The following is a 25,473-nucleotide window of genomic DNA, read 5'->3' as shown; positions in this document are numbered from 1 at the left end:
AGGTACACGTGGTACCAGGATCCGTCGCCGCGCGGCGGGCAGACTCGGGGTATGGACAGACATGAACTCGGGGCTTTCCTCCGCAGCCGCCGGGAGCGGCTGCGGCCGCAGGATGTCGGTCTGCCGTCGGGTGCGCGGCGACGAACGCCGGGCCTGCGGCGTGAGGAGGTCGCGGTGCTCGCGCACATCTCCACCGAGTATTACGTCCGGCTCGAGCAGGGGCGTGCGCCGCGACCGTCGAGTGAGGTGCTCGCCGGGATCGCGGGCGCGCTGCGCCTGACCGACGCCGAGTCCGATCATCTGCACGTGCTCGCGGGCAGTGCGCCGAGCCGGACCGGACTGCATCGCCGCGACGTCCGGCCGAGCATCCTCGCGCTACTCGAAAGATTGCCGCAGACAGCGGCTTTCGTGATATCCGCAGCCTTCGAGGTGCTCGCGTGGAACGACCTGGCGGTCGCGCTCATGGAGGATTTCGGCCGACTCGACGAGCGCGATCGCAATCTCGCGCGTCGCGCATTCCTCGGGTCCACGGTCGGCGATACGCCGCTGTACGGCATCTCCGATGCGGCGGAATTCCGGCACCATGTCGTGATGGGGTTGCGGTCCACCCTCGCCCGCTATCCGTCGGATCCGGCGGTGATCGATCTGATCGACGAACTACGTTCCGGCAGTTCGGAATTCGACCGGCGGTGGGCGCGGCACGACGTGCAGGCCGGGCCGATGCTCAGCAAGACCTTCGATCATCCCGCTCTCGGGGAGATCACCGTCGACTGCGACTCCCTCGCACTCGTCGACCGCGACCAGAACCTGGTGCTCTACAGCGCGCCGCCGGGCTCCCGCGGTGCGGAGGCGCTGGCGTTGCTGAATGTTCTCGGTGCCGAGGTCGGTGATTATCGACGGTAGCGCCGCGCGAAGTCCTCAGCTCTTGCGGGCGACGCCCGCCCAGCAACCCGCCTCGGCGTCTCGCCAGTCGGGCAGGTCGGCCTCGGGCCGCCAGCGGTGCACGCCGACCACGCCGGGATCGAGGAGTTCGTAGCCGTCGAAGAAGCGGGTGACCTCGTCGCGGTTGCGATTCTGGGCGTGCACGCCGCTGGCTCGGTAGGTGGCCAGGGCGCGGCGCATGGTCTCGGGGTCGAAATCGGCGGTGATGTGCGAGATGACCAGGTAGGAGCCGGGGGCCATGGCCTTCATCAGGGTGTCGACGATGCCGTAGGGGTCCTGTTCGTCGCGGACGAAGTGCAGGACCGCGACCAGGCTGACGGCGACCGGTTCGTCGAGGTTCAGGGTTTCGGCGAAGGATGGTGCGGACAGGATGCCCCCGGGATCGGTGGCGTCGGCGTCGATGTAGGCGACCTTGCCCTCGGCGGTACTCGTCATCAGGGCTTGCGCGTAGGCCAGCACCAGCGGGTCGTTGTCCACATACACCACGCGGGCGGCGGGATTGAGCTCCTGGGCGATCTGGTGCAGGTTCGGTTCGGTCGGGATGCCGGTGCCGATGTCGAGGAACTGCCGCACCCCGAGATCGCTCAGCGTGCGCACCGCGCGGGCCATGAAGTCGCGGTTGTGGTGGACGCCGGAGGCGACGGTCGGCCACACCTCGAGGATCTTGGCCGCGGCCTGACGGTCGACCTCGTAGTTGTCCTTGCCGCCGAGGAAGTAGTCGTAGATGCGAGCGCTGCTGGGTTTGGTGGGATCCACGACCCGGTTGTTCGCAATCACTCGACCTCCTAGTCGACAGGTGTTGCTGCGGAAGAGTCAATATCGAGCGGACGCAATGCAATTCGCATGATAATACGTCCTCGGGAGGCGCGTTTGGGGAACGCTCGGCGTTGCCGCACCCGCATCGGGCGCGCTGCGCGCGGGGATGACCGGGGTCGACGCCGCACCTCCTCCGGACGCCGGATGATTTCCGCGACCACGCGATATTCCCTTGTGCGGGAGGGATTCCCGGAGGTGGAAAAAGCATGCGACAGATCAACCCGCCTCCTCTAGCGTCTCCTGCACGCACCCATTCGGGGCAAGTCAATGGGAGGAATCGAAGCAATGAAATTCGGAAAGATCACCGCTGTCGTATTCATGGCGATCGCGGCCACTGGAATAACGGCGGCGACGGCCGCTGGGCAACCCGCCGTAGCGACGCAGCAACAGCCGGCACCGGTTGCCGCCGCGAGTAATGCGAGCTCTGGCGTCGATCACGGAGTCGCATATCGCACAACTGTTTCCAAGGCCGATATGGCCATCACCACCACCGTGCAGAACGGCAAATTCGAGCTGGCCGACAATGGTCATGTCGTACTGCATTCCGCGGACGGCACGACATTGGCCGACGTGCCGCAGACCTATCAGCTCGGCGGCCGTTCGCTCGCCATCGCGCGCACCATCGCCGCGGACGGCAAGACCCTCACGGTGACGCCTGAGCCGACCGCCGAGGACGTCGCGGTTCTGAAGAACATCGCCTATGAACATCTCCGGGACGAAGTCGTCAAGAACGGTGTCGGCATCATTCTGGGCGTACTCGTGGGCGGATTCATCGGCGCGCTGCTCGGATTCGGGTTCCTTTCCCTGATCACCGCGCCCATCGGCTGGGTCGTCGGCGGGATCGCCGGTGGATACATCGAGGGCGGACAGGAATTCCTGGACGCGGTGCAGGGTGCGGCCGGCGGTCGCTGACGGACGCGGCACCGACGAATTCTACGGTGCGCGAACGCTTCCGGCGTTCGCGCACCGTCGCTGGGCCATCCGCTCGCGGCGGGTTCCGAGCAATGACCCGGAGGCTTCCCAGGAAACTCCCAGGCAACGTTCAGCAGGTTCCGCACTCGACGAGGGACGATGTCCCCCATGAATGGTGTGCCAGCGGACCGGGCGCCCGAGGCCAGGATTCTGGTCGTCGACGATGAGCCCATGATCGTCGAACTGCTGTCGGTGAGCCTGCGTTACCAGGGCTTCGAGGTGACCTCGGCGGTCAACGGCGCCGAGGGGCTCGACCGGGCCAAGACCTTCCGGCCCGATGCGCTCATCGTCGATGTGATGATGCCGGGAATGGACGGCTTCGGCCTGCTGCGCCGGCTGCGCGCCGACGGCATCGAGGCGCCCGTCCTGTTCCTGACCGCCCGCGACGAGGTGGAGGACAAGGTCACCGGCCTGACTCTCGGCGCGGACGACTACGTCACCAAACCCTTCAGCCTGGAGGAGGTGGTGGCGCGATTGCGGGTCATTCTGCGCCGCTCCGGGCATGCGGTGGAGGAACGCAAATCCTCGCGAATCCGGTTCGAGGACATCGAACTCGACGACGATACGCACGAGGTGTGGAAGGCGGGGGAGCCGGTTTCGCTGTCTCCGACCGAGTTCACCCTGCTGCGCTATTTCATGGTGAATGCGGGCACGGTGCTGAGTAAGCCACGCATTCTCGACCACGTCTGGCGCTATGATTTCGGCGGTGAGGTCGGAGTGGTCGAGACCTATGTCTCCTATCTGCGCAAGAAGGTGGACACCGGCCCGGATCAGTTGATTCACACGCTGCGCGGCGTGGGCTATGTCATGCGTTCACCCAGCCGCAGGAATTCCCCGGCGAAATGAGTGTCCGCGGAATCGCCCGCATCGGAGGTTCTCGGCCATAAACGACACTGCTTCGGCCGATATGGAGAACGCGGGCATGGCTGTTGGCGTTGCGAGAGTTCGCAAGGCAATAACGCATCGTCTGGCCGCGGTGCCGTTGCGCGTGACGCTGGTCCTCGCGCTGGTCATTCTCGCGGCCCTGGGACTGCTGATTTCCGGCGTGGTCGTCACCTCGGTCATGCAGCGCGTCGTACTGGGCGGTGTGGACCGCCAACTGTTCGACGCCGCGCATATCTGGGCGCGCCCGGAGGCGCATCTGCCGGGCCGTCTGCCGCCGATGTTCTACGTGCGCACGACGAATGCGCAAGGCGTGGTGGAATTGCGCTCCGCGCCGTCGGCGCCGGTGCCCGATCTGCCACCCGACCTGGACAATCATCCCCGAACGGTCGGCTCGGTGGGCAAACCGTCCGATCGCTGGCGGGCGCTGGAGGTCGTACACCCCGACGGCGTCAGCGTGGTCGCGGTGCGTCTGGATCAGGGCAAGAACATCGTCGACCGTCTGCTGGGTTTGCAGATCGTGGTCGGTCTGGCCGTGCTCGCGATCCTCGCGGCCGTCGCGCAACTGGTCATCCGGCGCAGTCTGCGGCCCCTGCGCAAGGTGGAGGAGACCGCTTCCGCGATCGCCGGGGGCGATCTGCATCGCAGAGTTCCCGTGCGCGGCACCCGCACCGAGGTCGATCTGCTCTCGCAATCGCTGAACAGCATGCTCGCGCAGATCCAGCAGGCATTCGCCGCCACCGAGGCATCCGAGGAGGCCGCGCGGCGTTCGGAGGCCAAGATGCGGCGGTTCGTCGCCGACGCCAGTCACGAACTGCGCACGCCGCTCACGACGATCCAGGGTTTCGCCGAACTGTACCGGCAGGGGGCCGTGCCGGAATCGGACCTGCTCATGGATCGGATCGAGCGCGAGTCCAAGCGGATGAGTCTGCTGGTGGAGGATCTGCTGATGCTGGCACGGCTGGATGCGCAGCGTCCGCTGGAACGCCGGCCGGTGGATCTGCTGGCGATCGCCAGCGATACGGTGCACAATCTGCGCGCGGTCGACGCGACCCGGCACCCGGACGGCCCGCCGCGGCCCATCGATCTCGAAATCCGTTCCGGCGAGGGAACTCTGGAGGTTTCCGGCGACGAGGCGAGACTGCGTCAGGTGCTGGGAAATCTGGCCGGTAACGCGCTCGTGCACACACCGCCGGGCACCTCGGTGACGGTTCGGCTGACCCCCGCCGAGCACGAGGTGCTGATGGAGGTCGTGGACACCGGCCCCGGCCTGCCGCCGGAGGAGGCCGAGCGCATCTTCGAGCGCTTCTACCGCACCGACACCTCACGCAGCCGGGACAGCGGCGGCACCGGCCTGGGGTTGTCCATCGTGCAGGCGCTGGTCGCCTCGCACGGCGGCACGGTGTCGGTGGACAGCACCCCCGGCGAGGGCACGACCTTCACCGTGCGGTTGCCGCGCGAGGCGCCCTGAGCCGGTTCAGTCCGGGACGTTCGCGCCGTAGCCCAGTTCGCGCAGGGCCTGCTTGATCTTGGCCTGCGCCTCGTCGAGGGATTCCTTGCTGGGTTCGGGATCCGCGCCGGAGATGTTGAAATCGCCGAGTTCGAACGCCGGGAAGACGTGCAAGTGCAGGTGCGGGACCTCGAGTCCGGCGATCAGCAAGCCCGCCCGGGGCGCGCCCCACGCGGCGCGCACGGCCTTGCCGATCTTCTGCGCCACCGCGTTGATCCGGGCGAAGACCTCGGGGTCGAGATCCTGCCACTGATCGACCTCCTGGCGCGGCACCACCAGCGTATGCCCCTGGGTGATCGGGTTGATGGTGAGGAATGCGACGAATTCCTCGTCCTCCCAGACGAACCGTCCGGGCAGCTGACCGGCGATGATCGCGCTGAAAACAGAAGCCATGGTCTGCATTGTGCCCTGTCCTGTGCCGGTCACCTAAGCTGTGCTGCGTGCGCGTACTCGTCATCGGTTCCGGAGCTCGTGAACACGCCTTGGTAGTGGCCCTGCGCCGGGATCCGGGGGTGAGCGCGGTCTGCGCCGCGCCCGGCAACCCCGGCATCGCGCAGCAGGCCGATGTGCGGCCGGTCGATCCGTGCAGTGCGGAGGCCGTGGTCGCGCTGGCCACCGACTACGCCGCCGATCTGGTGGTGATCGGGCCCGAGGTGCCGCTGGTGCTCGGCATCGCCGACGCGGTGCGCGCGGCCGGTTTCGCCTGTTTCGGGCCGTCTGCCTCGGCCGCGCGGATCGAGGGGTCCAAGGCGTTCGCCAAGGATGTGATGGCCGCGGCCGGTGTGCGCACTGCCCACAGCGAGATCGTGGACCATCCAGGTGAGCTCGATGCCGCCCTGGACCGCTTCGGACCGATCTGGGTGGTCAAGGACGACGGCCTGGCCGCGGGCAAGGGCGTGGTGGTCACCGCCGATCGGTCCGCGGCCCGCGATCACGCCGCCGAACTGCTCGAGCAGGGCCATCCGGTGCTGTTGGAATCCTTCCTGGACGGGCCCGAGGTCTCGCTGTTCTGTCTGGTCGACGGTGAGACGGTGGTGCCGCTGCTGCCCGCGCAGGATCACAAGCGGGTCGGTGACGGCGATATCGGTCCCAACACCGGCGGCATGGGCGCGTACACGCCGCTGCCGTGGCTGCCCGCGGGCGCGGTCGGGGAGATCGTCGAGATGGTCGTGAAACCCGTTGCGGTGGAAATGGTTCGGCGCGAGGCGCCGTTCTCGGGGCTGTTGTACGCCGGGCTGGCGATGGGGCAGGCCGGGCCGGCGGTGGTCGAATTCAATTGCCGCTTCGGCGATCCCGAGACCCAGGCGGTGCTCGCCCTGCTGGACAGCCCCCTCGGTGCACTGCTGAACGCCACCGCGACCGGGACTCTCGCACAGGCCGAAGCCCCGCGCTGGAAGGACGGCGCTGCGATCACCGTGGTGCTGGCCGCCGAGAACTACCCCGCTCGCCCCCGTACCGGCGATGTGATCACCGGTACCGGTCCCGAGGCCGCCGAGCCGAATACCGAAGTGCTGCATGCCGGTACGTCGCTGCGCGCGGACGGCGCCCTGATCTCCGCCGGCGGCCGCGTCCTGAACGTCGTCGCCACCGGCGCCGACCTCGCCGAGGCCCGCGCCCACGCCTACGCCCGCATCGCCGCGATCAAACTCGCCGGCAGCCACTTCCGCACCGATATCGCGCTGGGCGCGGTCGAGAACCGCATCGTCATACCGTCCGAGGCGTAGTCGCAACCCGGCTGCCCGGCCGCGCTGTGACGGACTTCGTCGGTGCATACGTTGCGGCACATCGTGACTCGATTCCGCATCGCCACATCTGCCGGGGCAACATCCTCACCCGGGCGGTCGGCGAGCGCGTCATGGGCGATATGTATGCCGTGCGGGCCGTTTGGTCCGCTTTCCCGTGCTGGGTCGATCGGGACGACTTGTGCTGGGACAGCTTCGGCAGGCCGGATGTGAAACTAACCGACCCTGATGCCGTGCAGCGCGAGCCAGGGTTGCGGGTCGACGTGTCGGCCGTTGATCAGGATCTCGAAATGCAGGTGGGGCCCGGTGGAGTCGCCCCGGTTGCCGACGCGGGCGATCTGCTGACCGGCGCGGACGCGTTCGCCCACCGAGACCGAGAAGTCGTACATGTGGCCGTAGACGGAGATGGTTCCGTCGTCGTGCCGGATGCGCACCCACAGGCCGAAGCCGTCGGCGGGACCGGCGTCGATGACGGTGCCGTCGGCGACCGCGTAGATGGGCGAACCGATCGGCGCGGCGATATCGATGCCGTAATGGAAAGTGCCCCAGCGTGATCCGTATCCGGAGCTGAACACGCCGCGGGCGGGCAGCGCATATCCGCCGATACCGGCCTCGGGCCCGCCGGGCAGCGCGGTGCCGGGTCCGCTGAGCAGCGGTGAGGGTTGTCCGGCCGCCGCGGCGGCGGCCTCGGCCTTGGCCCGTTCCAGGGTGGCGCGGGCCGCGGCGGCCACCACATCCTGTTCGCGCAGTCGCTCGCCGTTGTCGATGGCGGCCAGATCGCGGGCGCTGGTCGCTGGATCGGCCTGCACCTGCAGCGGATAGGCCACCGGAATACGTTGCGCCACACCGGGAGCGGGCGTGGAGTCGACCGTGTGCGGTGCGATGGCGTCTCCGGCGGCGAGCAATCCGACGGTCACGACGCCCCCGACGAGCACCCGGTGCGTGCGGACGAAGCCGCGTCCCCGCCACCACGCTCCGCGCACCTCGCCGGGCCAGTCCCGGCGCAGGAATCCCCGCCAGTCGAGGCTCGCGATCATCCGGACCATCCGCCGGATCGCACCCCGGGCACGCGCGAAGCCGCGGCGAATCCGCGAGGGACGTTCCCGATGCAGGTCGGTACGCCAGTCGGGGCGGATCACCGTCCGGGAGCCCCCGGAAATCGTCGCGTGGCGTGCCTCATCGGGCATTCGCCGACGATAACAGGGCCGTGCTCGGGTCCACCGCTGACATGATCGACCGGCGTGGTCCGCTGCCGAGCTCGCAGGCGATATCGGCGGCGGTGCTCGTCGGCGGTCACGCCGCGTGTTCTACCGTCGTCGGGTGCGCAGTGAATCCCGCCGGTCGACCATTCCCGCCTTCTACGTCATGGATGTGTGGAAGGCGGCCGCCGAACGCGCCCGCACCCACGGCGACGTCCTGGTGCTGGCCGCGGGGCAGCCGTCCACCCCGGCGCCCGCGCCGGTCCTGCGGGCGACCAGGAATGCCCTGGACGCCGAACTGCTCGGCTACACCGAGACTTTCGGCACCCCCGAGCTGCGCGCGGCCATCGCCGCGTATCACCGCGACGGCTACGGCATCGAGGTCGACGCCGAGGACGTGGTGGTCACCACCGGATCCTCCGGTGCGTTCACGCTGATCTTCCTGGCCGCCTTCGATGTCGGCGACACCGTCGTGGTGGCCCGCCCGGGTTATCCGGCGTATCGGAACACGTTGTCGGCCTTGGGATGCCGCGTGGTGGAGCTGGACTGTGGTGCGCAGACCCGGTTCCAGCCGACGGTCGAGATGCTCGAGGCACTGCCCGAACCGCCCGCCGGGCTGATCGTGGCGAGTCCGGCCAATCCGACCGGGACCATGATCGCCCCGGCCGAACTGGCAGCCCTGGCCCGTTGGTGTGATGTGCACGGGACGCTGCTGATCTCCGACGAGATCTACCACGGGATCGTCTACGAGGGGGCCTCGGACTCGACCGCGACATCCTCGGCCTGGGAGACCTCCCGTGAATCGGTGGTCATCGGATCGGTCTCGAAGTACTTCTCCATGACCGGCTGGCGGCTGGGCTGGATGCTGGTGCCGGCGGGCCTGCGACCCGCCCTGCAGCGGCTGGCCTCGAATATGACCGTCTGCCCGCCCGCGATCTCGCAGTTCGCCGCGGCGCACGCCTTCGACGCCGAGTCGCGACGCGAGCTCGACGGCCACGTGCGCCGCTACGCGCGCAACCGCGAACTCCTGCTGGACGGCCTGCCCCGGCTGGGTATCGCCGATCTGGCCCCGGCCGACGGCGCGTTCTACGCCTACGCCGATATCGCACACCTCACCGACGACGCCACGCGCTGGTGTGCGGATCTCCTCGCGAGCACCGGCGTGGCCCTCGCGCCGGGCACCGACTTCGATACCCGCAACGGCAGTCATACGGTCCGGCTGTCCTTCGCCGGGGCCACCGCGGATATCGAGGAGGCGCTGGCCCGCATGGGCCGCTTCCTGGGCGTTTGACCAGGTGACCGAAGCGGATTGTGCCGCAAAGACTTTCCCCAGACATCCACCGCGACGACCGCGAACGGTGTAGAAAAGCCATGGTTGTATTTTCAACACCTGCACGTTTGCCCACTCGAACTGGATTCTCACAGATCGCACCGATTTGGCACGGATGAACCGATGATGACTGGCACGATGACACGGTGATCACCGCGACGACCCCGAAAGGTGAAAGGCGTCGCCAAGCGTTGGTCGCGGCTGCCGCCGAGTTGCTACTCGAGGGAGGATTCGACGCAGTGCGCCACCGCTCGGTGGCCACTCGCGCGGAACTTCCCCTCGCCTCGACAACCTACTATTTCGAGTCGCTCGAGGATCTGATCGCCCGAGCGGTCGAGTTCAGCGGTAACGCGGAGCTCGAGACGATGCGCCGCCGGGTCGGCGATGTCCCGCACCGCCGCCGCGGCACCGACGCGACCGTCGACCTGATCCTGGATCTGCTGGTCGGCGCGGACGTCTCCGACGAGTCGGCTCGGGGCCGGCTGATCGCCCGCTACGAGCGTTCGGTGGCCTCGGCCCGGCATCCGGAACTGCGCGACGTGCAGCTACGACTACGCACGCAGCTCGAGGAGTTGCTCGCCGAGGCGCTGCGCCGATCCGATCGGGTGGTGCGCGCCGAACAGCTGCGACGGCTGGTGGCCATGGTGGACGGTGCGGTCGTCGCGGCGCTGACCGAACTGGATCCGCAGCCGCGGCGCACGGCCCGCAGTGCCCTGCTCGAGCTGATCGATGTGATCGCCCCACCCGCGCCGCAGCATCCGATTCCGCCGCATCCGATGGCCGCGCACACGATCCCGCCGCATCAGGTCCCACAACACCAGGTCCCGCAACACCAGGTCCCGCAACACCAGGTCCCGCAACACCAGGTCCCGCAGCATCGGGCAGAGCCCCAGCAACTGGACAGGCACCGATCGCTGGACTGACGGCGAACATTAGACTGGACGGCCGTGACCATCGTTCCGAACGTCCTCGCCACTCGCTATGCCAGCCCGCAACTGGTGCGGCTGTGGTCGCCCGAGCGCAAGATCGTGCTGGAGCGCCGCCTGTGGCTCGAGGTGCTGCGGGCGCAGTCCGAGCTGGGAATCGAGCTGCCCGACGGGGTGCTCGCCGACTACGAGCGGGTGCTCGAGCAGGTCGACCTCGCCTCGATCGCCGAGCGTGAGCGGGTCACCCGGCACGATGTGAAGGCGCGGATCGAGGAGTTCAACGCCCTCGCCGGACACGAGCACATCCACAAGGGCATGACCAGCCGCGATCTCACCGAGAACGTCGAGCAGTTGCAGATCCGGCTCTCGCTCGAGCACGTTCACGCGCACGGTGTCGCCGTGGCCGCCCGGCTGGCCGAGCGGGCCGCGGAGTATCAGGCGCTGGTGATGGCCGGCCGCTCGCACAACGTGGCCGCCCAGGCCACCACGCTCGGCAAGCGATTCGCTTCCGCCGCAGACGAAGTGCTGATCGCGCTGACCCGAGTGCGGGAGCTGATCGACCGGTATCCGTTGCGCGGCATCAAGGGTCCGATGGGCACCGCGCAGGACATGCTCGATCTGCTCGGCGGTGATGCGGGCAAACTCGCGCAACTGGAACAGAAGGTCGCGCGGCACTTGGGGTTCGCCACGGTGCTCACCAGCGTCGGGCAGGTGTATCCGCGCTCGCTGGACCACGACGTGCTTTCCGCGCTGGTCCAGATCGGCGCGGGCCCTTCGTCTTTCGCGCACACCGTCCGGTTGATGGCGGGGAACGAACTGGTCACCGAGGGTTTCGCGCCGGGCCAGGTGGGCTCCTCGGCGATGCCGCACAAGATGAACACCCGATCCTGCGAGCGGGTCAACGGCCTGCAGGTGGTGCTGCGCGGGTACGCGTCCATGGCCGCGGAACTGGCTGGGGCGCAATGGAACGAGGGGGATGTGTTCTGTTCGGTGGTGCGCCGCGTCGCGCTGCCGGACGCGTTCTTCGCCGTCGACGGCATGATGGAGACCTTCCTGACGGTGCTCGCGGAATTCGGCGCGTACCCCGCGGTAATCGAGCGCGAGCTGAACCGCTACCTGCCGTTCCTGGCCACCACCCGCATCCTGATGGCCGCCGTGCGTGCCGGGGTCGGCCGCGAGAGTGCGCACGAGGTCATCAAGGAACACGCCGTCGCGGTCGCGCTGGCCATGCGCGAACAGGGTCGCGAACCCGATCTGCTGGACCGCCTGGCCGCCGATGACCGCATGCCGCTGGACCGCGCCGCCCTCGATGCGGCCCTGGCCGATCGCTCGGCCTTCATCGGCGCGGCCCAGGCCCAGGTCGCCGATGTCATCGCCCAGGTCGAGAAGCTGGTCGAGGCGAATCCGGAAGCCGCGCACTACGCCCCCGCGCCGATCCTGTAACCGGATCTCTCGCGGCCGATCCGGGATGCCCTATAAACGGATAATGGATCCCTACACGATTTTCGCCGATATCGTTGCCGGGCGTGCTCCCGCGTCCGTGGTCCACGAGGACCCGGATGTGCTGGCGTTCATGGATATTCGCCCGATGACGCCCGGGCATCTGCTGGTGGTGCCGAAGGTGCCCGCGCGGTCCCTGGCCGAGCTGGATCCCGAGATCGGCGGCAAGCTGTTCCAGGTGGGGCAGCGACTGGCGGCGGCGCTGCGGGACAGCGAGGTGAACTGCGCCGGGGTGAATTTCTTTCTCGCCGACGGGGTCACCGCCGGCCAGGAGGTGTTCCATGTGCATCTGCACGTCATTCCACGTACTCCCGGCGACGGGTTCGGGCTGCGCGGGCGGCCGCGGACCCCGCCGCGGGCGGATCTGGACTATCTGGCCGGGTCGATCCGCGGCGCGCTGCGGCGATCGGCGTCGGATTAGTTCGCCGGCGGGGCGGGAGCGTTCGCTCGGGCCGGATGGATTACCTGTAAGGAGCTGATCGGTCGAACCGCCCGTGAGCGTGTTCCGGGAGGTTATGTTGAATGCGCTGGTTTCATACGGCCGATGAAGGTGGGGATATGCGGCACGGCTCGATGGCTGCTGTGGTGCTTGCCATGGTTCTGGGGGTTTCGGCAACACTGATCGGACAAACGCGCGCCACCGCGGCCCGGGTGGTGGGGATCACCCAGCTGGGGTCGACCAGGTCCGCCCTGTTCATCGACTCGCCCGCGATGGGCCAGGTCATGCAGGTGCAGGTGCTGCATCCGGGCGGAGCGCACCCCCGCCCCTCCTACTATCTGCTCGACGGTCTGGATCCAGGCCGGGAGCAGAGCACCTGGACCAATGCCACCGACGCCGAACCGTTCTTCGCCGACAAGAACGTCAACGTGGTGCTGCCGATCGGCGGCGAGGCAAGCTACTACACGAACTGGCAGCGCGACGACCCGAATCTGGGCCATTACCAATGGGAGACCTTCCTGACCCGGGAGTTGCCGCCGATCATCGACAGCACGTTCGCGGGTAACGGCGTCAACGGGATCGGCGGACTGTCGATGGGCGGGATGGCGGCTTTCGTGCTGGCCGTGCGCAATCCGGCTCTGTACCGCGCGGTCGTCGGCTACAGCGCGTGCCCGGACATGGGGATGGCGCAGGGGCCGATCATGTTCTCCATCGCCAATCGCGGCGGTGATCCGGCCAATATGTGGGGCGCGCCCGGTAGCCCGGACTGGGGTGCGCACGATCCGGCGCTGCTGGCGAATCGCCTGCGCGGCAAGACCATCTACCTGTCCGCCGGTTCGGGAGTGCCCGGACCGCACGAGGGTGAGCTGAAACCCCAACTGGCGGAGAACATCCTGACCGGCGTTCCGATCGAGGCCGCGGTCGACATCTGCGTCACCGCGTTCGCACGACGCCTGCGCGCGTCGAACATTCCGGCGGATATCGTCCAGAGCCCGGTGGGCACGCATTCCTGGTCCTATTGGAAGGACGACCTGCACACCTCCTGGCCCACGGTATCGCGGGCGCTGGGCGTGTGAGCGGCGAGGCGTAGATCAGGCTCCGGGACGGTTGAATTCCCCGTCCTTGGCCCCGGCCACGAAGGCCCGCCACTCGCCGGGGGTGAAGATCAGCACCGGACCATCGGGATTCTTGGCATCGCGCAGGCCGATGTTGCCGGTGGCCAGGAATGCCACCTCCACGCCACCGGTCTCGCTGCTGCGGTGCCAGACGGCGTCGGGGTTGATCTCACGGTTCTTCGCTTCCACGGATACTCCTGTGCTGGTTCGTGACGCGGTGAAAGGTGATAGCTGCTAATCGCTTTCGCGGTGCCCGGCCGGTCGGGCCGACTCTCCTAGACCCTAGCGGGGGTGCGGCGCATCGTGAAACGAACCGATATGAACCGCAGGAAAATAGTGATGTTCAACACCTGAGACAAAAGCGTAATTCCCGATCGGAATATCCCGGTCAGGTTGGTCTGAACTACATCGGATTGGCGTTATTCCGATGTGAACGCGCACCTTCCGGAATAGCAGTACCCCCCGTGCGCCCGGGAAGTACGCGCCGATCGGCCCGGATGCGCCGCACCGCTCCCGCGCCGCGCCCGGCGGACGCGCGACGTGCGCCCAGGGCAAGCGATTCAGCAGGTAGCAATAGGTTTAGATGATCAGCGAGGTGGTATTCACACGCGCCTCGAAGGGTGACCGGCGCGCTGTGCGGAGTGGCCCAGGGGGTGTCCGATCTGTTCGGATTCGCCGCAAACCGGGCGGTCGAACTGGTATGTGGACGAAATTTGGGGTCGTTCCGTACGGCATTCGGTGGACGACGGGCATTTCTCCTGTGTTGTCCGGCTCGTTTGGTTTATCCGGCAAGCTGAGCGGAAACCCAGAACTTTGTGGCGGGAATACAGCGTCCACCGGCCCCCGGAGGACCGGCGCCCGCGCCGCTGCACAGCACGGCACGACAATGGATGGAGCACCGCATGGCACCCGTCTTCGACAGTTGCGCGGTAGTGCCCCGGCACCTTACCGTCGAGCAGGCTCACAACATCTTGCGTATCCACAACACTTGCCCCGCCGACCAGTGTCTGCGTCGCAAGGCAGCCCTGTACTTCCTGATGGATTCCCGCCGCGCGACTCGCGGCGTGGTCGGCCCGCGCCTGCCGGGGCCGACGCCGCGCGCCCAGGGGATGTCCTAGCGCGCCCAGGGGACGTCCTGGCCCAGAAATGTCCCAGCCCAGGGATGTCCCAGCGTCGACGCACCGCTTCCGGATGCGGCATCGGCCTGCCGCACCGGGCCCGACCGGCCCTGTCGGACCCGCCCACTACGGTGGAGCGTATGGCTCTCGACACTGGCACCGGCCCGATCCGCAACGCCGCCGATCCGTCCGTGGTGACGCCGCCGATCGCGAAGCGGGTCCCGGCGCAGCGCGTGTACCACGGCGACGTCGTCGTCGACGAGTACGAATGGCTGCGCGACAAGGAGGATCCGGAGGTCATCGCCTACCTCGAGGCAGAGAACGCCTACACCGAAGCCTGCACGGAGCAGCTACAGCCGTTGCGGGAGAAGATCTTCGACGAGATCAAATCCCGCACCCAGGAGACCGATCTGTCGGTACCGGTCCGGATGGGCGATTTCTGGTACTACTCGCGCAGCTTCGAGGGTAAGCAGTACGGCGCGCACTGCCGGTGCCCGATCGGCTCCGCGGACGACTGGACCCCGCCCACGCTCGATGCCGCCGCCGAGGTCCCCGGTGAGCAGGTGCTGCTGGACAGCAATGTACTGGCCGAGGGCCACGAGTACTTCGCTGTCGGCGCGTACTCGATCAGCCACGACGGCACCCTGCTCGCCTATTCGGTGGACACCGTCGGCGACGAGCGATACGTGCTGCGGTTCAAGGATCTGCGCACCGGCGTCGACCTCGCCGACGAGATCGCGGGCACCGTACCGGATGCGACCTGGTCGCTGGACGGTACGCACGTGTTCTATCAGACCTACGACGAGGCCTGGCGCTCGGACACCGTCTGGCGGCACCGGCTGGGCACGCCGAACGAGCAGGATGTCCAGGTGTTCCACGAGCCGGACGAGCGTTTCTCGGTGGGTATGGATACCACCCGTTCGGAGAAGTACCTGATGATCGGGGTGCATTCGAAGATCACCACCGAGATCCGGGTCCTGGAATCCGATGATCCCGAGGGTGAGTTCCGGGTGCTGCTGCCGCGCCGGGAGGGGGTGGAGTACGTGGCCGAGCACGGGGTCATCGGCGGGCGGGATCGATTCCTGATCCTGCACAACGGCGAGGTGCCCGCGCCCGGCGGCGGCACGGTCAAGGCGGAGAACTTCGTACTCGCCGAGGCGCCGGTGGACGACCCGGCCGCCATGACCACCCTGATCGAACATCGCGAGGATGTGCGACTGGACGGCGTGGACTGTTTCGCCGACCATCTGGCGCTGTCCTATCGTCGCGGCGCGCTGCCGCGAGTCGCCGTGTGGCCGTTGACCTCCGACGGTTACGGCGAACTGCGCGAGCTGGAGTTCGGGCTCGAACTGTTCTCCGCGGGCGTGCTGGGCAATCCGGAGTGGGCGCAGCCGACGTTGCGGGTCGGCGTGACCTCGTACATCACACCGGGACGGGTTTTCGACTACCTACCCGCCACCGGTGAGCTGCTGCTGCGCAAGGAGCAGCCGGTCCTGGGCGGCTACGACCCGAACGACTACGAGCAGCACCGTGATTGGGCCGTCGCCGCGGACGGCACCCGGATTCCGATCTCGCTGGTGCGCCGCAAGGATCTTCCGGCGAACGGGCCGAAACCGTTGCTGCTCTACGGATACGGCTCCTACGAGGCCAGTATGGATCCGGGTTTCTCGGTGGCTCGGTTGTCGCTGCTGGATCGCGGCATGGTGTTCGCGGTCGCGCACGTGCGCGGCGGCGGCGAGATGGGTCGGCTGTGGTACGAGCACGGCAAGACGCTGCGCAAGAAGAACACCTTCACCGATTTCGTCTCCTGCGCAAGGCATCTGATCGATACCGGCGTCAGCGCGCCGGACCGTCTGGTCGCCGACGGCGGCAGCGCGGGCGGCCTGCTGGTCGGCGCGGCCGCCAATCTGGCGCCCGAGCTGTTCGCCGGCATTCTGGCGGCCGTGCCGTTCGTGGACCCGCTGACCTCGATCCTGGATCCGTCCCTGCCGCTGACCGTGACCGAATGGGACGAGTGGGGCAATCCGCTGGAGGATCCGGCGGTGTACGAGTACATGAAGTCGTACTCGCCGTACGAGAACGTCCGGGCGGTCGACTACCCGGCGATTCTGGCCACCACCGGCCTCAACGACACCCGCGTGCTGTACGTCGAACCGGCGAAGTGGATCGCCAGGCTGCGGGCCACCGCGACCGGCCACTCGCGGCTGATGTTGAAAACCGAGATGAGCGCCGGTCACGGCGGCGTCAGCGGAAAGTACGAGAAGTGGAAGGAAGTGGCGTTCGAATACGCCTGGGTGCTGGACACGCTCGGCCTCGGCGACCGCTGAGGTAGCGGCGACGATGCGGCGCGCTCAGCGAATGCCGCAGGCGTGGATCAGTTGCAGTAGTTGCTGGTGCTGCCGGCCTTGGACGAGCTGGTAGCCGGGCACTTTCGCGGCCATCATCTGGTCGTAGCCGTCGGCGACCTGGTCCGGAGTGGCGTTCGGATGCTGTGCGCGCACCGTATTCACGATCTGCTGGGTGTTGTCGCACATCTGGTCGGGAGTCGGGTTCAGATTCGGGAGCAGGGGCGCCGCCTGCGCGAACGCGGGAGCGAAGCACAGGAGAGAGGCTGTCAGTGCGGTGAGTGCTGCGGCTTTCACAGGGGCGGAGCCTATTGAGGTGACGGAGCGTGTGTGGATCGGTTGCCATCAAAGAATGTGCGCTCCGTCACCTTCTCCAGGCTAGGCCAGGTGGCAGCTCGAGATGTGGTCCAGGATGTATTCGCGCTGGCGATCGCGGGCACTGGACGGGAGATTCTTGAACGCGCCCTTCTGGTCGAGGAACGTCATGTAGCCGTCGGTGATCTGCCGCGGAGTCGCATGCGGGTTCTGCTTGCGCTCCATGTCGACCACGGCCTTGGTCGCCTCGCACTCCTGCTGCGGAGTGAAGATGTGCGGTGGATCTGCTTGTGCCACAACAGGTATGGCGATGAACAACGGAACTGCCAGTGCGGTCAGTAATGCTGCTTTCACCCGGTCGATCCTAGGTGAGGCGGTGGCGGGCAGCCGCGATTACCGGACGGTATGTCATGCGACCGGACGGTATGCGCGCGAATCGGCTCGCGCACTGGTCATCCGATGATGGTCCGATTCGGTGGCGCGAATTCGTCGGCGCGTCACCGGGACTGCACGGTGCGGACACCTCCCGCGCGCATCGTAGGGCTATCAGCGGCATCGGCAGAGGGGCGCGGGTATGCGTGCACAATTGATCGTCTCGGTGTCCGGTATTCGGGATACCACCCGCGGGCAGGCGCAGGCTTTCGCCGCGGAGATGGACCAGCGCGGGATTCCGCTGTCACTGCTGGTCGCCCCGCGCCTGAAGGGGAAGTACCGGCTCACCGACGACGCCCGCACCCAGCAGTGGCTGCGGGAGCGTCGCGAGGGTGGCGACGCGATCGTGCTGCACGGGTACGACCAGGCCGCCACCAAGCGCCGCCGCGCCGAATTCGCCACGTTGCCCCGGCACGAGGCGCGGTTGCGGTTGATGGCCGCCGACCGCGTCATGGAGCAGGTGGGCCTGCGCACCCGGCTGTTCGCCGCGCCGCGCTGGAACGCTTCCGAGGGTGCGATGGCCGCACTGCCGGATGTCGGCTTCCGCCTCGCGCTGAGCCTGACGACCGTGCACGATCTGGAACGCGATGTGGCACAACGATCTTGGGTGCACGGCATGGGCGAGGGCTTCCGCGCCGAACCCTGGTGGTGCCACGCGCTGGTGATGAGCGCGGCCCGCACCGCACGCCGCGGCGGCGTGCTGCGGCTCGCGGTCTCGGCCGCCCAACTCGGCCGTCCCGGACCGCATCAGGCCGTGATCGATGCGGTCGATCTGGCGTTGTTCCACGACGCCCGGCCCGATGTGTACCGCTGGGAGCCGTACGCCACGGGCGCTACCCGCGCCGCCTGAATCCCGTTCGGCTACCGTGGCGCGGTCTGCCGACGCCGCAGTTCGCCGGTGGGCACCTCGGCCGTCGCGTTGTGGGTGAAGCCGCCGGACTCCTCGCGAGTCAGCGAGCTGCTGGGTGGGTGCTTGTCGAGTTGCGCCAGGGCGCGGTCCATATCCGCCAGCAGCAGATCGGCCATGTCGTGGCTGAAGCCGTGCCGGACCAGGACGCGCATGATCGTCTCGTCCTGGCGATCGGCGGGCAGCGGGTAGGCGGCGACCAGCCAGCCGCGGGTGCGCAGCCGGTCCGACAGGTCGTAGAGGTTGAAGGTCTGCTCGCCGGTCAGCCGCCACGACACCGCCGCGATACCCCGCAACGGGTCGCCGTCGTGGATGAGTTCGAACGGCCCGAGTTTGCGCACGCTCTCGGCCAGGCGCTGGGCCACCGCGTAGGTCGTGGACTGCACCCGGGTGTATCCCTCGCGGCCGAGCCGGATGAAGCCGTAGTACGAGGTGATGACCTGACCGCCGGGACGGGAGAAGTTCAGGTTGAACGTGGCCATATTGCCGCCGAGATAGTCGACGTTGAAGACCAGCTCGTCCGGCAGATCCGTGGCCTCGCGCCAGATCGCCCAGCCCACGCCGAGCGGCGCGAGACCCGTCTTGTGCCCGGAGGCGTTGATCGACTTGACCCGCGGCAGCCGGAAATCCCACACCAGATCGGGCGCGGTGAACGGCGCCATGAATCCGCCGCTGGCCGCGTCCACGTGGATCGGGATGTCGAGGCCGGTGCGTTCCTGCAGCTCGTCCAGCGCCCGGCTGATGCCCGCGACGTCCTCGAACAGGCCGGTGAAGGTCTGCCCGAAGGTCGGCACCACCATGATGGTGTTCTCGTCGCAGTGGTCGGCGATATCGTCCGGATGCAGGGTCAGCCGGTCGCCGCGCAGCGGAACCTGCCGGATCTCCACATCGAAATAGCGCGCGAACTTCTCCCAGCACACCTGCACCGGTCCGCAGACGAAATTCGGGATTCCGCGTCCGCCGCGCGCCCGCCAGCGGAATTTCGCGGCCAGTCCGCCGAGCATGGCGGCCTCGCTGGAACCGGTCGTCGAGGTGCCGCGGGTTCCGGTCGGGTCGGGGGAGTGCCACAGGTCGGCGAGCATCCGCGTGCACCGGGACTCCAGTTCGGCGGTCTGCGGATATTCGTCCTTGTCGACGATGTTCTTGTCCAGCGATTCGTCCATCAGCCGCCGCTCCTGATCCTCGACCCAGGTGGTACAGAAGGTCGCCAGATTCATTCGGGAGGCGCCGTCGAGCATCAGTTCGTCGTGTACGAGCTGATAGGCGGCCTGTGGAAGGATTTCCGACTGTGGGAATTGCGACTTCGGCGCACCGCCTCGGAGCGGGGATGTCGCGAACAAATCCTCGGAATCGGGTGATTCGGGCATCGTCATCTCCTGATCATCGCAACGTGACGAATTCGCGGACGGTCGCCAGCATCTCACAGCGCGGGGGGACCGCGGCGCAGGGGCGAATATCGGTCGCGGTCGGACGGGCAGTGCGCGTCACGTGACGACAACCTCGCGATCCGGCAGGTGGGGTGTCGTGGAAGAGTGATGACGACAATGGCGCTCGGCGGCGTAATCGTGGGCGCCCGACGGTGCAGAATTGCGATGAGAAGACGAAATGAGTTGATATGACGGACGATTCACCGACAGCTACGTTGCGCGCACAGGTGCGGGCGCTCATGGGCCGGGCGAAAGACGATCTGGCGGAACTGGTTTCGTATCGATCCGTGTACGATCCGCGGCAGTTTCCGGTGCAGGAGTGTCAGCGGGCCGCGCGGTGGGTGCTGAACGCCTTCGCCGAAGTCGGTCTGACCGATGCGGGGCTGCACGAGACCTCGGACGGAAGTCTGGCCGTGGTGGCCAGGCATCCGGCGCCGGCCGGTGCGCCGACGGTATTGCTGTACTGCCACTACGACGTTCAACCGCCGCTGGATGAAAATGCTTGGCGCACACCGGTGTGGGAGCTCACCGAGCGTGACGGCCGCTGGTACGGGCGCGGGGCGGCGGACTGCAAGGGTAACGTCCTGGCGCATTTGACCGCATTGCGTGCATTGCGGCAAAGCTTGGGCGGCAAGGAGTTTCCGGTCGGCATCACGTTGGTGTGCGAGGGCTCGGAGGAGCAGGGCACCGGTGGGCTCGAGGCATTCGTGCCGGAGCATGCGGATCTGTTGCGCGCCGATGCCCTCGTGATCGGCGACTGCGGCAACGCGGCGGTCGGCGTGCCGACCTTCACCCAGACCTTGCGCGGTACGGTCAATGTCATCGTCGCCGTGGAAACCCTTGCCGGACCGATGCATTCGGGCATGTTCGGTGGGCCCGCGCCCGATGCGCTCGCCGCGCTGATCCAGCTGCTGGCGACGTTGCGCGACGAGCACGGCAATACGACCGTCGCCGGTCTGCCCGCCGACCAGGTCTGGGACGGCGCGCAGTATCCGCCCGAGCGGTTCCGCGCCGACGCCGGTGTGCTGGACGGTGTCGACCTGCTCGGCGACGGTACCGTCGCCGATATGGTCTGGGCGCGGCCCGCGGTGACCGTGCTGGGCATCGATGCGCCGAGCGTGGTCGGCTCGGCCGCGGCCGTACAGGGTTCCGCTCGTGCGCGGATCAACCTGCGCATTCCGCCCGGTGTCGAGCCGGAGACGGCGTTGCGGGCCCTGACGTCACATCTGGAATCGAGAACGCCGTGGCACGCGCGGGTCACCGTGGAACCCGAGGCGGCGGGTGCGCCGTTCCGGTCGGGCACCGGCGGTCCGGCCCGCCGGGCGATGGAGGCCGCCCTCGCCGCGGCGTATGGCCGGGAGGCGACCACGCAGGGGCAGGGCGGTTCGATCCCGCTGTGCAACGTGTTCGCCGAGACCTACCCCGAGGCGGAGATCATGCTGATCGGCGTCGAGGAGCCGAGCTGCCTCATCCACGCGCCCAACGAGAGCGTGGATCCGAGCGAGATCGAGCACATCGCACTGGCCGAGGCGCTGTTCCTGGCCTCCTATGGTTCCTGACGCCGCCCGCGTCCCGGCGGCACACCCGCCGGGACACTCGGGAATCGCTTGGTGCGCACTGTAATGCGTCTCGCGGAGTCGGCGCGGAGAATGCGGCCGGAATCCGTTGCGGTGCTCCGGAATCCGAGGAGTGATGTGGATGTCCGCAGACGGTGAGCTGGAATCGATTGGAGTAGATCAGAATTCGGCGTCGGTTTCCGGTGCGACAACGGCGAGTTCGGTATCGGCCGGGCCCATCTCCTCGAGGCGGCCGAAGTAGATGCCGCGGGCCGCGGGTTCGATGATTCCGTAGTGAATGGGCATGGCGGTGCGCGGGGCGACCGCGCGCAGATAGTCCACCGCTTCGCTCAGGCGCATCCACGGGGCGGCCGCCGGTATGGCCAGCACACCGACCGGCGAGGGCGGAACCCACAGCGAATCGCCCGGGTGGACGAACCGCGCCGGATCCTGCGGGGTGCCCAGCTGGAAGACGGTGTTGTCGATGACCGGGATGTCCGGATGGATCACCGCGTGCCGCCCGCCGCCGCCGGTGATCTGCACCCCGCCGACGCTCAGCACGTTACCGGCGTGCACCGCCTCCCACGGTTCCTCGCGCAGTTGCGCGGTCTGCGGATCACTCAGCAACCGCGCCTGCGGATTGTTCTCCACCAGCGCTCCGATCCGCGCGGGATCGATGTGATCCGGATGCTGATGCGTGATCGCGATCGCGTCCAGCCCGGTGAGCCCCTCGAAACCGTGCGAGAAATTACCGGGATCGAACAGGATCTTCACTCCGTCGATCTCGACCAGGACACAGGAATGACCGAAGTGAGCAATGCGCATGCGGTAATTCTGCCTCCGCTTCGCTCCGGCGTGTTGGTGGCCCCTTCGGGTCTCGTCGCTCGGACCCGTGCCGGGCACTCGTCTTGCGCCCTGCGGCCTCCGCTTCGCTCCGACGGTTCGCGGCCCCCGAAGTCTCACCGCTCGGCCCCGTGTCGGGCACTCGTGCTTGCGCCCGTGGCCTCCGCTTCGCTCTGGCGGGTCCGCGGCCCCCGAAGTCTCACCGCTCGGCCCCGTGTCGGGCACTCGTTCCTCGCACCCGCCACGCGTCCGAGCGGCGAGACGGGCCGCGCACTGTGATGGAATGCTTTCGCTGCGCTCCGGCTGTCCGATTGCCTCCGCCGGGGCCGGAGGTCTCGAACCTGGTGTCGGTGTTCTACGGGTCGGCGGAACCAGGTGGGAGGGGCGCGGTTTCCCGCGCTTGGCGACCGGCTCGAGCGCGCCCCGGCGGGGCGTATGCGAGCTGCGGCGATTAGGCTGTGCGGGTAATCCCCCACCAGCCTGAGGAGTAGCGCGTGGCACGAGTCGTGGTCGAGGTGATGCCGAAGGCCGAGATCCTGGATCCGCAGGGTCAGGCCATCGTCGGCGCACTCGGGCGCCTGGATATTCCGGGCGTGTCGGATGTTCGGCAGGGCAAGCGATTCGAACTCGACGTAGACGACAGCGTCAGCGATGCGGAGCTCGAGAAGATCGCCGAATCACTGCTGGCCAACACCGTCATCGAGGACTGGAAAGTGGTGCGCCTGTAATGTCCGTGCGCATCGGTGTCATCACCTTCCCGGGAACGCTGGACGATGTGGATGCCGCCCGCGCGGTGCGGCTGGCCGGCGCCGAGGCGGTCGGCCTGTGGCATGCCGACGCCGATCTGAAGGGCGTCGACGCGGTGATCGTGCCCGGCGGCTTCTCCTACGGCGACTATCTGCGGGCCGGCGCCATCGCCCGGTTCGCGCCGGTGATGGGCGAGGTCGTCGAGGCCGCGCGCCAGGGTATGCCGACCCTCGGCATCTGCAACGGCTTCCAGGTGCTGTGTGAGGCCGGACTGCTGCCCGGCGCGCTGACCCGCAACGAGGGCCTGCACTTCGTCTGCCGCGATCAGTGGTTGCGCGTGGACGCGACCGACACCGCGTGGACGGCCCGTTACGAGCCCGGCGCGCAGATCCTGATCCCGGTCAAGAACGCCGAGGGCCGCTATCAGGCATCGCAGTCGGTGCTGGACGAACTCGAGGGTGAGGGCCGCGTGGTCTTCCGCTATGCCGGTGACAACCCGAACGGTTCGCAACGTGATATCGCCGGAATCGCCTCGGCCGACGGCCGCATCGTCGGGCTGATGCCACATCCCGAGCACGCCACCGAGCCACTCACCGGACCCAGCGACGACGGTTTGGGCATGTTCCTGTCGGTGGTGGACACGCTCGTCGCGGCCGCCTGAACCGACCGCGCACGGGTTCAGTTGGCCAGATTGTCGAGGACGTGCAACTGCACGCCCTCGGCGCGGGCGATCAGCCCATCCGCCCGCACTGCCCGATCTCCTTGGAAAACCTTTCCGCCGGAAGGGGTTTCGAGCCGCAGTCCGTCGGCGAGGGCCGCGCGCATGCGCGGCACCTCGAGTGAGCCGAGGGTCCGCGCCATCGAGCCGATCAGGTGGATCGCCTCGTAACCGGTATTGCTGAAGAAGGTCAGGGCGGGCGCGAACCGGCCGTGCATGCGGTGATACCGCGCCAGCCGATCCGGATCGCCGACCCGATCGGGGAAGAAGGCCGAGGCGACGTAGAGATTCTCGTTGGCCGTCGGACCGGCCGCGAGCAGGACGGTCTCATCGATCGCCGGACTCACCCGCACCTGATGCTCGGACCGGCCGGTATGTGCGAACTGCTGATTGAACCGCACGGCGTCCGTGCCGACCAGCAGCAGGACGACACCGTCGGCTCGATCCAGCCGGGGATCGTTCAGGAACGCCGAGAAATCCTCGGTGCCCAGCGGCACGAAGCGTTCCAGCACGACCGCACCCGGATACGCCGTCCGCACCGCCCGCGCGGTGGCCAGCGGCCAGATGTAGTCGTTGCCGATGATCGCCCAGCGCCGGGTGCCGAACTGGCGGTACAGCCAATCGATCGCGGGCAGGACGTTCCCGGCCGGACTCTCGCCGACCATCAGGACCCCGGGCGGCTCGTCGGGCAGATCCTCGTGAATGGTCGCGAACAGGTAGGGGACCCGGCCGTCGGCGGCGCGCGCGACCGCGCGGCGTACCGCGGAGATATGCCAGCCGGTGATGGCATCGATCATTCCGGTGGCCAGTAGCGCCGAGACCTCCGCGGCGACCTCGGCGGGGGCGCGGCCGCCGTCCACGGTGGTCACGCGGACCTCGCGTCCGAGAACTCCGTCGCCGTCGTTGATTTCCGCCACGGCCAGCGCGACGGCCGCCTCGCAGGAAGGGGCCACGATTCCACCGGAACCCTGCAGTGGAACGATATTGAGGACTTCTATCACATCGTCCGCGCCCTCGTGGAACGGCGGCATTCGGTACCCTTCTCCTCGTCGGAGGAAAATAGGAAATGGGCGGAAGAAATTACTATGTCGACCATTGTAAGCGGATTTTCCACGCTGCACGGCGCACTGCGCGCAGCGGAACGCGGTTGGCTGCGTCACCTCGAAACCGCCTTGTCCGCACGGCGTCTCTCGGCGGACCACTGGGCGATGCTGTCCAATTTATCCGATGAGGTCGGCATCACGATGACCGAATTGGCGTGCCGAGCCCAACTCCCGCCCTCCTCGGCCACCCGCCATGCCGACGCCCTGGCCGAACGTGGCCTGATTTTCCGTATCGCCGCCGAGGACGACCGCCGCCGAATTCTCATCGGCCTCAGCAAACGCGGTGTCGAGATCGTCGAGTCGCTCCGCGCGGAGGAACAACGCGCCGAGGAGCAATTGCGCAGGCGCATCGGCGCCCGCAATCAGGCCGAACTCCTGCGCCTGCTGGAACTGGTCGCGCAGGTGCCCGCGTGCGACCGCTGAGCTCGGCCGGATGACCTGCACCCGGTGACACCCACGAGCACCACCTCGCAGCTCATTCGGTCCCAGTGCTCCGCACCGAACGGGACACCCGGTTCCGCTTGCCTCGGAAGACATCGACTCCAAAGGCCGCGGCCCGGGTCGATTCCGGACTGACGGAGTGGAGGAG

General features: G+C 67.8%; 25 protein-coding genes and 1 pseudogene. 17 read left to right on the top strand and 9 right to left on the bottom strand.

The annotated features are described in order from the left end of the window. The first annotated feature begins 51 nt into the window (after nt 1-51). The gene (locus NV1_RS07460; protein ID WP_067886960.1) at nt 52-903 is read left to right on the top strand and encodes a helix-turn-helix transcriptional regulator; all 852 of its coding nucleotides are present in this window, start codon (nt 52-54) and stop codon (nt 901-903) included. A 15-nt stretch (nt 904-918) separates the two neighbouring features. Here the strand turns inward: NV1_RS07460 and NV1_RS07455 are convergent, their stop codons facing one another. Beyond that, nucleotides 919-1,719, bottom strand: coding sequence for an SAM-dependent methyltransferase (locus NV1_RS07455; protein WP_157116666.1), 801 nt, complete (start codon nt 1,717-1,719; stop codon nt 919-921). Nucleotides 1,720-2,043: 324 nt separating this feature from the next. Between NV1_RS07455 and NV1_RS07450 the strand changes: the two genes are divergently transcribed. From NV1_RS07450 to NV1_RS07440, 3 genes are all read left to right on the top strand, one after another. Continuing rightward, the gene (locus NV1_RS07450) at nt 2,044-2,670 is read left to right on the top strand and encodes a DUF8020 domain-containing protein (protein WP_067886957.1); all 627 of its coding nucleotides are present in this window, start codon (nt 2,044-2,046) and stop codon (nt 2,668-2,670) included. A gap of 168 nt (nt 2,671-2,838) precedes the next feature. Next, nucleotides 2,839-3,576 (top strand): response regulator transcription factor, encoded by a 738-nt coding sequence (locus NV1_RS07445; protein WP_067886954.1) that lies wholly within the window; start codon nt 2,839-2,841, stop codon nt 3,574-3,576. 76 nt (nt 3,577-3,652) lie between these two features. Further along, nucleotides 3,653-5,083, top strand: coding sequence for a sensor histidine kinase (locus NV1_RS07440; protein WP_169813299.1), 1,431 nt, complete (start codon nt 3,653-3,655; stop codon nt 5,081-5,083). Nucleotides 5,084-5,089: 6 nt separating this feature from the next. On the opposite strand, the gene NV1_RS07435 is transcribed toward NV1_RS07440, so the two are convergent. Then, nucleotides 5,090-5,515 carry an HIT family protein gene (locus NV1_RS07435; RefSeq protein WP_067887240.1) on the bottom strand — a complete coding sequence of 142 codons (426 nt, stop codon included), beginning with the start codon at nt 5,513-5,515 and terminating at the stop codon, nt 5,090-5,092. 47 nt (nt 5,516-5,562) lie between these two features. On the opposite strand from NV1_RS07435, the gene purD reads away from it, so the two are divergent. Then, nucleotides 5,563-6,846: a phosphoribosylamine--glycine ligase gene (gene purD / locus NV1_RS07430; protein ID WP_067886949.1), complete on the top strand. Its 1,284-nt coding sequence runs from the start codon at nt 5,563-5,565 to the stop codon at nt 6,844-6,846. Nucleotides 6,847-7,079: 233 nt separating this feature from the next. Here purD and NV1_RS07425 read toward each other — a convergent pair whose 3' ends face one another. Then, on the bottom strand, nt 7,080-8,051 hold the full coding sequence (locus NV1_RS07425; protein ID WP_067886946.1) for a M23 family metallopeptidase: 972 nt from the start codon (nt 8,049-8,051) through the stop codon (nt 7,080-7,082). A gap of 133 nt (nt 8,052-8,184) precedes the next feature. On the opposite strand from NV1_RS07425, the gene NV1_RS07420 reads away from it, so the two are divergent. From NV1_RS07420 to NV1_RS07400, 5 genes and pseudogenes are all read left to right on the top strand, one after another. Further along, entirely contained in the window at nt 8,185-9,354 is a 1,170-nt protein-coding gene (locus tag NV1_RS07420; protein WP_067887236.1) for a pyridoxal phosphate-dependent aminotransferase, read from the top strand. A gap of 185 nt (nt 9,355-9,539) precedes the next feature. Next, nucleotides 9,540-10,136, top strand: a pseudogene (locus tag NV1_RS07415) (TetR/AcrR family transcriptional regulator); the annotation flags it as partial. 204 nt (nt 10,137-10,340) lie between these two features. Further along, nucleotides 10,341-11,762, top strand: a complete 1,422-nt coding sequence (purB, locus tag NV1_RS07410) for an adenylosuccinate lyase (RefSeq protein ID WP_067886942.1) — start codon at nt 10,341-10,343, stop codon at nt 11,760-11,762. A 43-nt stretch (nt 11,763-11,805) separates the two neighbouring features. Next, nucleotides 11,806-12,240 carry an HIT family protein gene (locus NV1_RS07405; protein ID WP_067886939.1) on the top strand — a complete coding sequence of 145 codons (435 nt, stop codon included), beginning with the start codon at nt 11,806-11,808 and terminating at the stop codon, nt 12,238-12,240. 137 nt (nt 12,241-12,377) lie between these two features. Continuing rightward, the gene (locus NV1_RS07400; RefSeq protein ID WP_067887233.1) at nt 12,378-13,334 is read left to right on the top strand and encodes an alpha/beta hydrolase; all 957 of its coding nucleotides are present in this window, start codon (nt 12,378-12,380) and stop codon (nt 13,332-13,334) included. Nucleotides 13,335-13,349: 15 nt separating this feature from the next. Here the strand turns inward: NV1_RS07400 and NV1_RS07395 are convergent, their stop codons facing one another. Continuing rightward, nucleotides 13,350-13,562 carry a DUF397 domain-containing protein gene (locus tag NV1_RS07395; RefSeq protein ID WP_067886937.1) on the bottom strand — a complete coding sequence of 71 codons (213 nt, stop codon included), beginning with the start codon at nt 13,560-13,562 and terminating at the stop codon, nt 13,350-13,352. 713 nt (nt 13,563-14,275) lie between these two features. Here NV1_RS07395 and NV1_RS07390 point away from each other — a divergent pair. Together NV1_RS07390 and NV1_RS07385 are read left to right on the top strand one after the other, a co-directional pair. Then, nucleotides 14,276-14,491: a hypothetical protein gene (locus tag NV1_RS07390; RefSeq protein ID WP_157116662.1), complete on the top strand. Its 216-nt coding sequence runs from the start codon at nt 14,276-14,278 to the stop codon at nt 14,489-14,491. A 140-nt stretch (nt 14,492-14,631) separates the two neighbouring features. After that, nucleotides 14,632-16,818, top strand: a complete 2,187-nt coding sequence (locus NV1_RS07385) for a S9 family peptidase (protein ID WP_067886931.1) — start codon at nt 14,632-14,634, stop codon at nt 16,816-16,818. A 24-nt stretch (nt 16,819-16,842) separates the two neighbouring features. On the opposite strand, the gene NV1_RS07380 is transcribed toward NV1_RS07385, so the two are convergent. Further along, the gene (locus NV1_RS07380) at nt 16,843-17,133 is read right to left on the bottom strand and encodes a hypothetical protein (protein ID WP_067886928.1); all 291 of its coding nucleotides are present in this window, start codon (nt 17,131-17,133) and stop codon (nt 16,843-16,845) included. A gap of 81 nt (nt 17,134-17,214) precedes the next feature. Next, on the bottom strand, nt 17,215-17,505 hold the full coding sequence (locus tag NV1_RS07375; RefSeq protein WP_067886925.1) for a hypothetical protein: 291 nt from the start codon (nt 17,503-17,505) through the stop codon (nt 17,215-17,217). A 220-nt stretch (nt 17,506-17,725) separates the two neighbouring features. On the opposite strand from NV1_RS07375, the gene NV1_RS07370 reads away from it, so the two are divergent. Next, nucleotides 17,726-18,433 carry a DUF2334 domain-containing protein gene (locus NV1_RS07370; RefSeq protein ID WP_067886922.1) on the top strand — a complete coding sequence of 236 codons (708 nt, stop codon included), beginning with the start codon at nt 17,726-17,728 and terminating at the stop codon, nt 18,431-18,433. An 11-nt stretch (nt 18,434-18,444) separates the two neighbouring features. On the opposite strand, the gene gad is transcribed toward NV1_RS07370, so the two are convergent. Then, nucleotides 18,445-19,857 carry a glutamate decarboxylase gene (gad, locus tag NV1_RS07365; protein ID WP_084525187.1) on the bottom strand — a complete coding sequence of 471 codons (1,413 nt, stop codon included), beginning with the start codon at nt 19,855-19,857 and terminating at the stop codon, nt 18,445-18,447. 248 nt (nt 19,858-20,105) lie between these two features. Here gad and NV1_RS07360 point away from each other — a divergent pair, with 248 nt between their 5' ends. Then, the gene (locus NV1_RS07360; RefSeq protein ID WP_067886914.1) at nt 20,106-21,476 is read left to right on the top strand and encodes a dipeptidase; all 1,371 of its coding nucleotides are present in this window, start codon (nt 20,106-20,108) and stop codon (nt 21,474-21,476) included. Between the two features lie 177 nt (nt 21,477-21,653). On the opposite strand, the gene NV1_RS07355 is transcribed toward NV1_RS07360, so the two are convergent. After that, entirely contained in the window at nt 21,654-22,298 is a 645-nt protein-coding gene (locus NV1_RS07355) for an MBL fold metallo-hydrolase (protein WP_067886911.1), read from the bottom strand. A gap of 512 nt (nt 22,299-22,810) precedes the next feature. On the opposite strand from NV1_RS07355, the gene purS reads away from it, so the two are divergent. Together purS and purQ are read left to right on the top strand one after the other, a co-directional pair. Further along, nucleotides 22,811-23,044 carry a phosphoribosylformylglycinamidine synthase subunit PurS gene (gene purS / locus NV1_RS07350; protein WP_040818162.1) on the top strand — a complete coding sequence of 78 codons (234 nt, stop codon included), beginning with the start codon at nt 22,811-22,813 and terminating at the stop codon, nt 23,042-23,044. Beyond that, entirely contained in the window at nt 23,044-23,724 is a 681-nt protein-coding gene (gene purQ, locus NV1_RS07345; RefSeq protein ID WP_067886908.1) for a phosphoribosylformylglycinamidine synthase subunit PurQ, read from the top strand. The genes purS and purQ overlap by 1 nt, the downstream gene beginning before the upstream one ends. A gap of 17 nt (nt 23,725-23,741) precedes the next feature. On the opposite strand, the gene NV1_RS07340 is transcribed toward purQ, so the two are convergent. Next, nucleotides 23,742-24,812 (bottom strand): substrate-binding domain-containing protein, encoded by a 1,071-nt coding sequence (locus NV1_RS07340; RefSeq protein WP_067886905.1) that lies wholly within the window; start codon nt 24,810-24,812, stop codon nt 23,742-23,744. Nucleotides 24,813-24,866: 54 nt separating this feature from the next. On the opposite strand from NV1_RS07340, the gene NV1_RS07335 reads away from it, so the two are divergent. Continuing rightward, the gene (locus tag NV1_RS07335; RefSeq protein WP_067886902.1) at nt 24,867-25,307 is read left to right on the top strand and encodes a MarR family winged helix-turn-helix transcriptional regulator; all 441 of its coding nucleotides are present in this window, start codon (nt 24,867-24,869) and stop codon (nt 25,305-25,307) included. The last annotated feature ends 166 nt before the right edge of the window (nt 25,308-25,473 follow it).

Origin of the sequence: Nocardia vaccinii NBRC 15922, assembly GCF_001613305.1 — a bacterium.
GTDB classification, from domain to species: domain Bacteria; phylum Actinomycetota; class Actinomycetes; order Mycobacteriales; family Mycobacteriaceae; genus Nocardia; species Nocardia vaccinii.
This window is presented reverse-complemented; position numbering and strand designations above follow the sequence as displayed.

Coding starts and splice junctions, on each gene's coding strand:
- NV1_RS07460 (WP_067886960.1), top strand. CDS start 52: ATGGACAGACATGAACTCGGGGCTTTCCTCCGCAGCCGCCGGGAGCGG.
- NV1_RS07450 (WP_067886957.1), top strand. CDS start 2,044: ATGAAATTCGGAAAGATCACCGCTGTCGTATTCATGGCGATCGCGGCC.
- NV1_RS07445 (WP_067886954.1), top strand. CDS start 2,839: ATGAATGGTGTGCCAGCGGACCGGGCGCCCGAGGCCAGGATTCTGGTC.
- NV1_RS07440 (WP_169813299.1), top strand. CDS start 3,653: ATGGCTGTTGGCGTTGCGAGAGTTCGCAAGGCAATAACGCATCGTCTG.
- NV1_RS07435 (WP_067887240.1), bottom strand. CDS start 5,515: ATGGCTTCTGTTTTCAGCGCGATCATCGCCGGTCAGCTGCCCGGACGG.
- NV1_RS07425 (WP_067886946.1), bottom strand. CDS start 8,051: ATGCCCGATGAGGCACGCCACGCGACGATTTCCGGGGGCTCCCGGACG.
- NV1_RS07405 (WP_067886939.1), top strand. CDS start 11,806: ATGGATCCCTACACGATTTTCGCCGATATCGTTGCCGGGCGTGCTCCC.
- NV1_RS07400 (WP_067887233.1), top strand. CDS start 12,378: ATGCGGCACGGCTCGATGGCTGCTGTGGTGCTTGCCATGGTTCTGGGG.
- NV1_RS07390 (WP_157116662.1), top strand. CDS start 14,276: ATGGCACCCGTCTTCGACAGTTGCGCGGTAGTGCCCCGGCACCTTACC.
- NV1_RS07385 (WP_067886931.1), top strand. CDS start 14,632: ATGGCTCTCGACACTGGCACCGGCCCGATCCGCAACGCCGCCGATCCG.
- NV1_RS07370 (WP_067886922.1), top strand. CDS start 17,726: ATGCGTGCACAATTGATCGTCTCGGTGTCCGGTATTCGGGATACCACC.
- gad (WP_084525187.1), bottom strand. CDS start 19,857: ATGCCCGAATCACCCGATTCCGAGGATTTGTTCGCGACATCCCCGCTC.
- NV1_RS07360 (WP_067886914.1), top strand. CDS start 20,106: ATGACGGACGATTCACCGACAGCTACGTTGCGCGCACAGGTGCGGGCG.
- NV1_RS07355 (WP_067886911.1), bottom strand. CDS start 22,298: ATGCGCATTGCTCACTTCGGTCATTCCTGTGTCCTGGTCGAGATCGAC.
- purQ (WP_067886908.1), top strand. CDS start 23,044: ATGTCCGTGCGCATCGGTGTCATCACCTTCCCGGGAACGCTGGACGAT.
- NV1_RS07340 (WP_067886905.1), bottom strand. CDS start 24,812: ATGCCGCCGTTCCACGAGGGCGCGGACGATGTGATAGAAGTCCTCAAT.
- NV1_RS07335 (WP_067886902.1), top strand. CDS start 24,867: ATGTCGACCATTGTAAGCGGATTTTCCACGCTGCACGGCGCACTGCGC.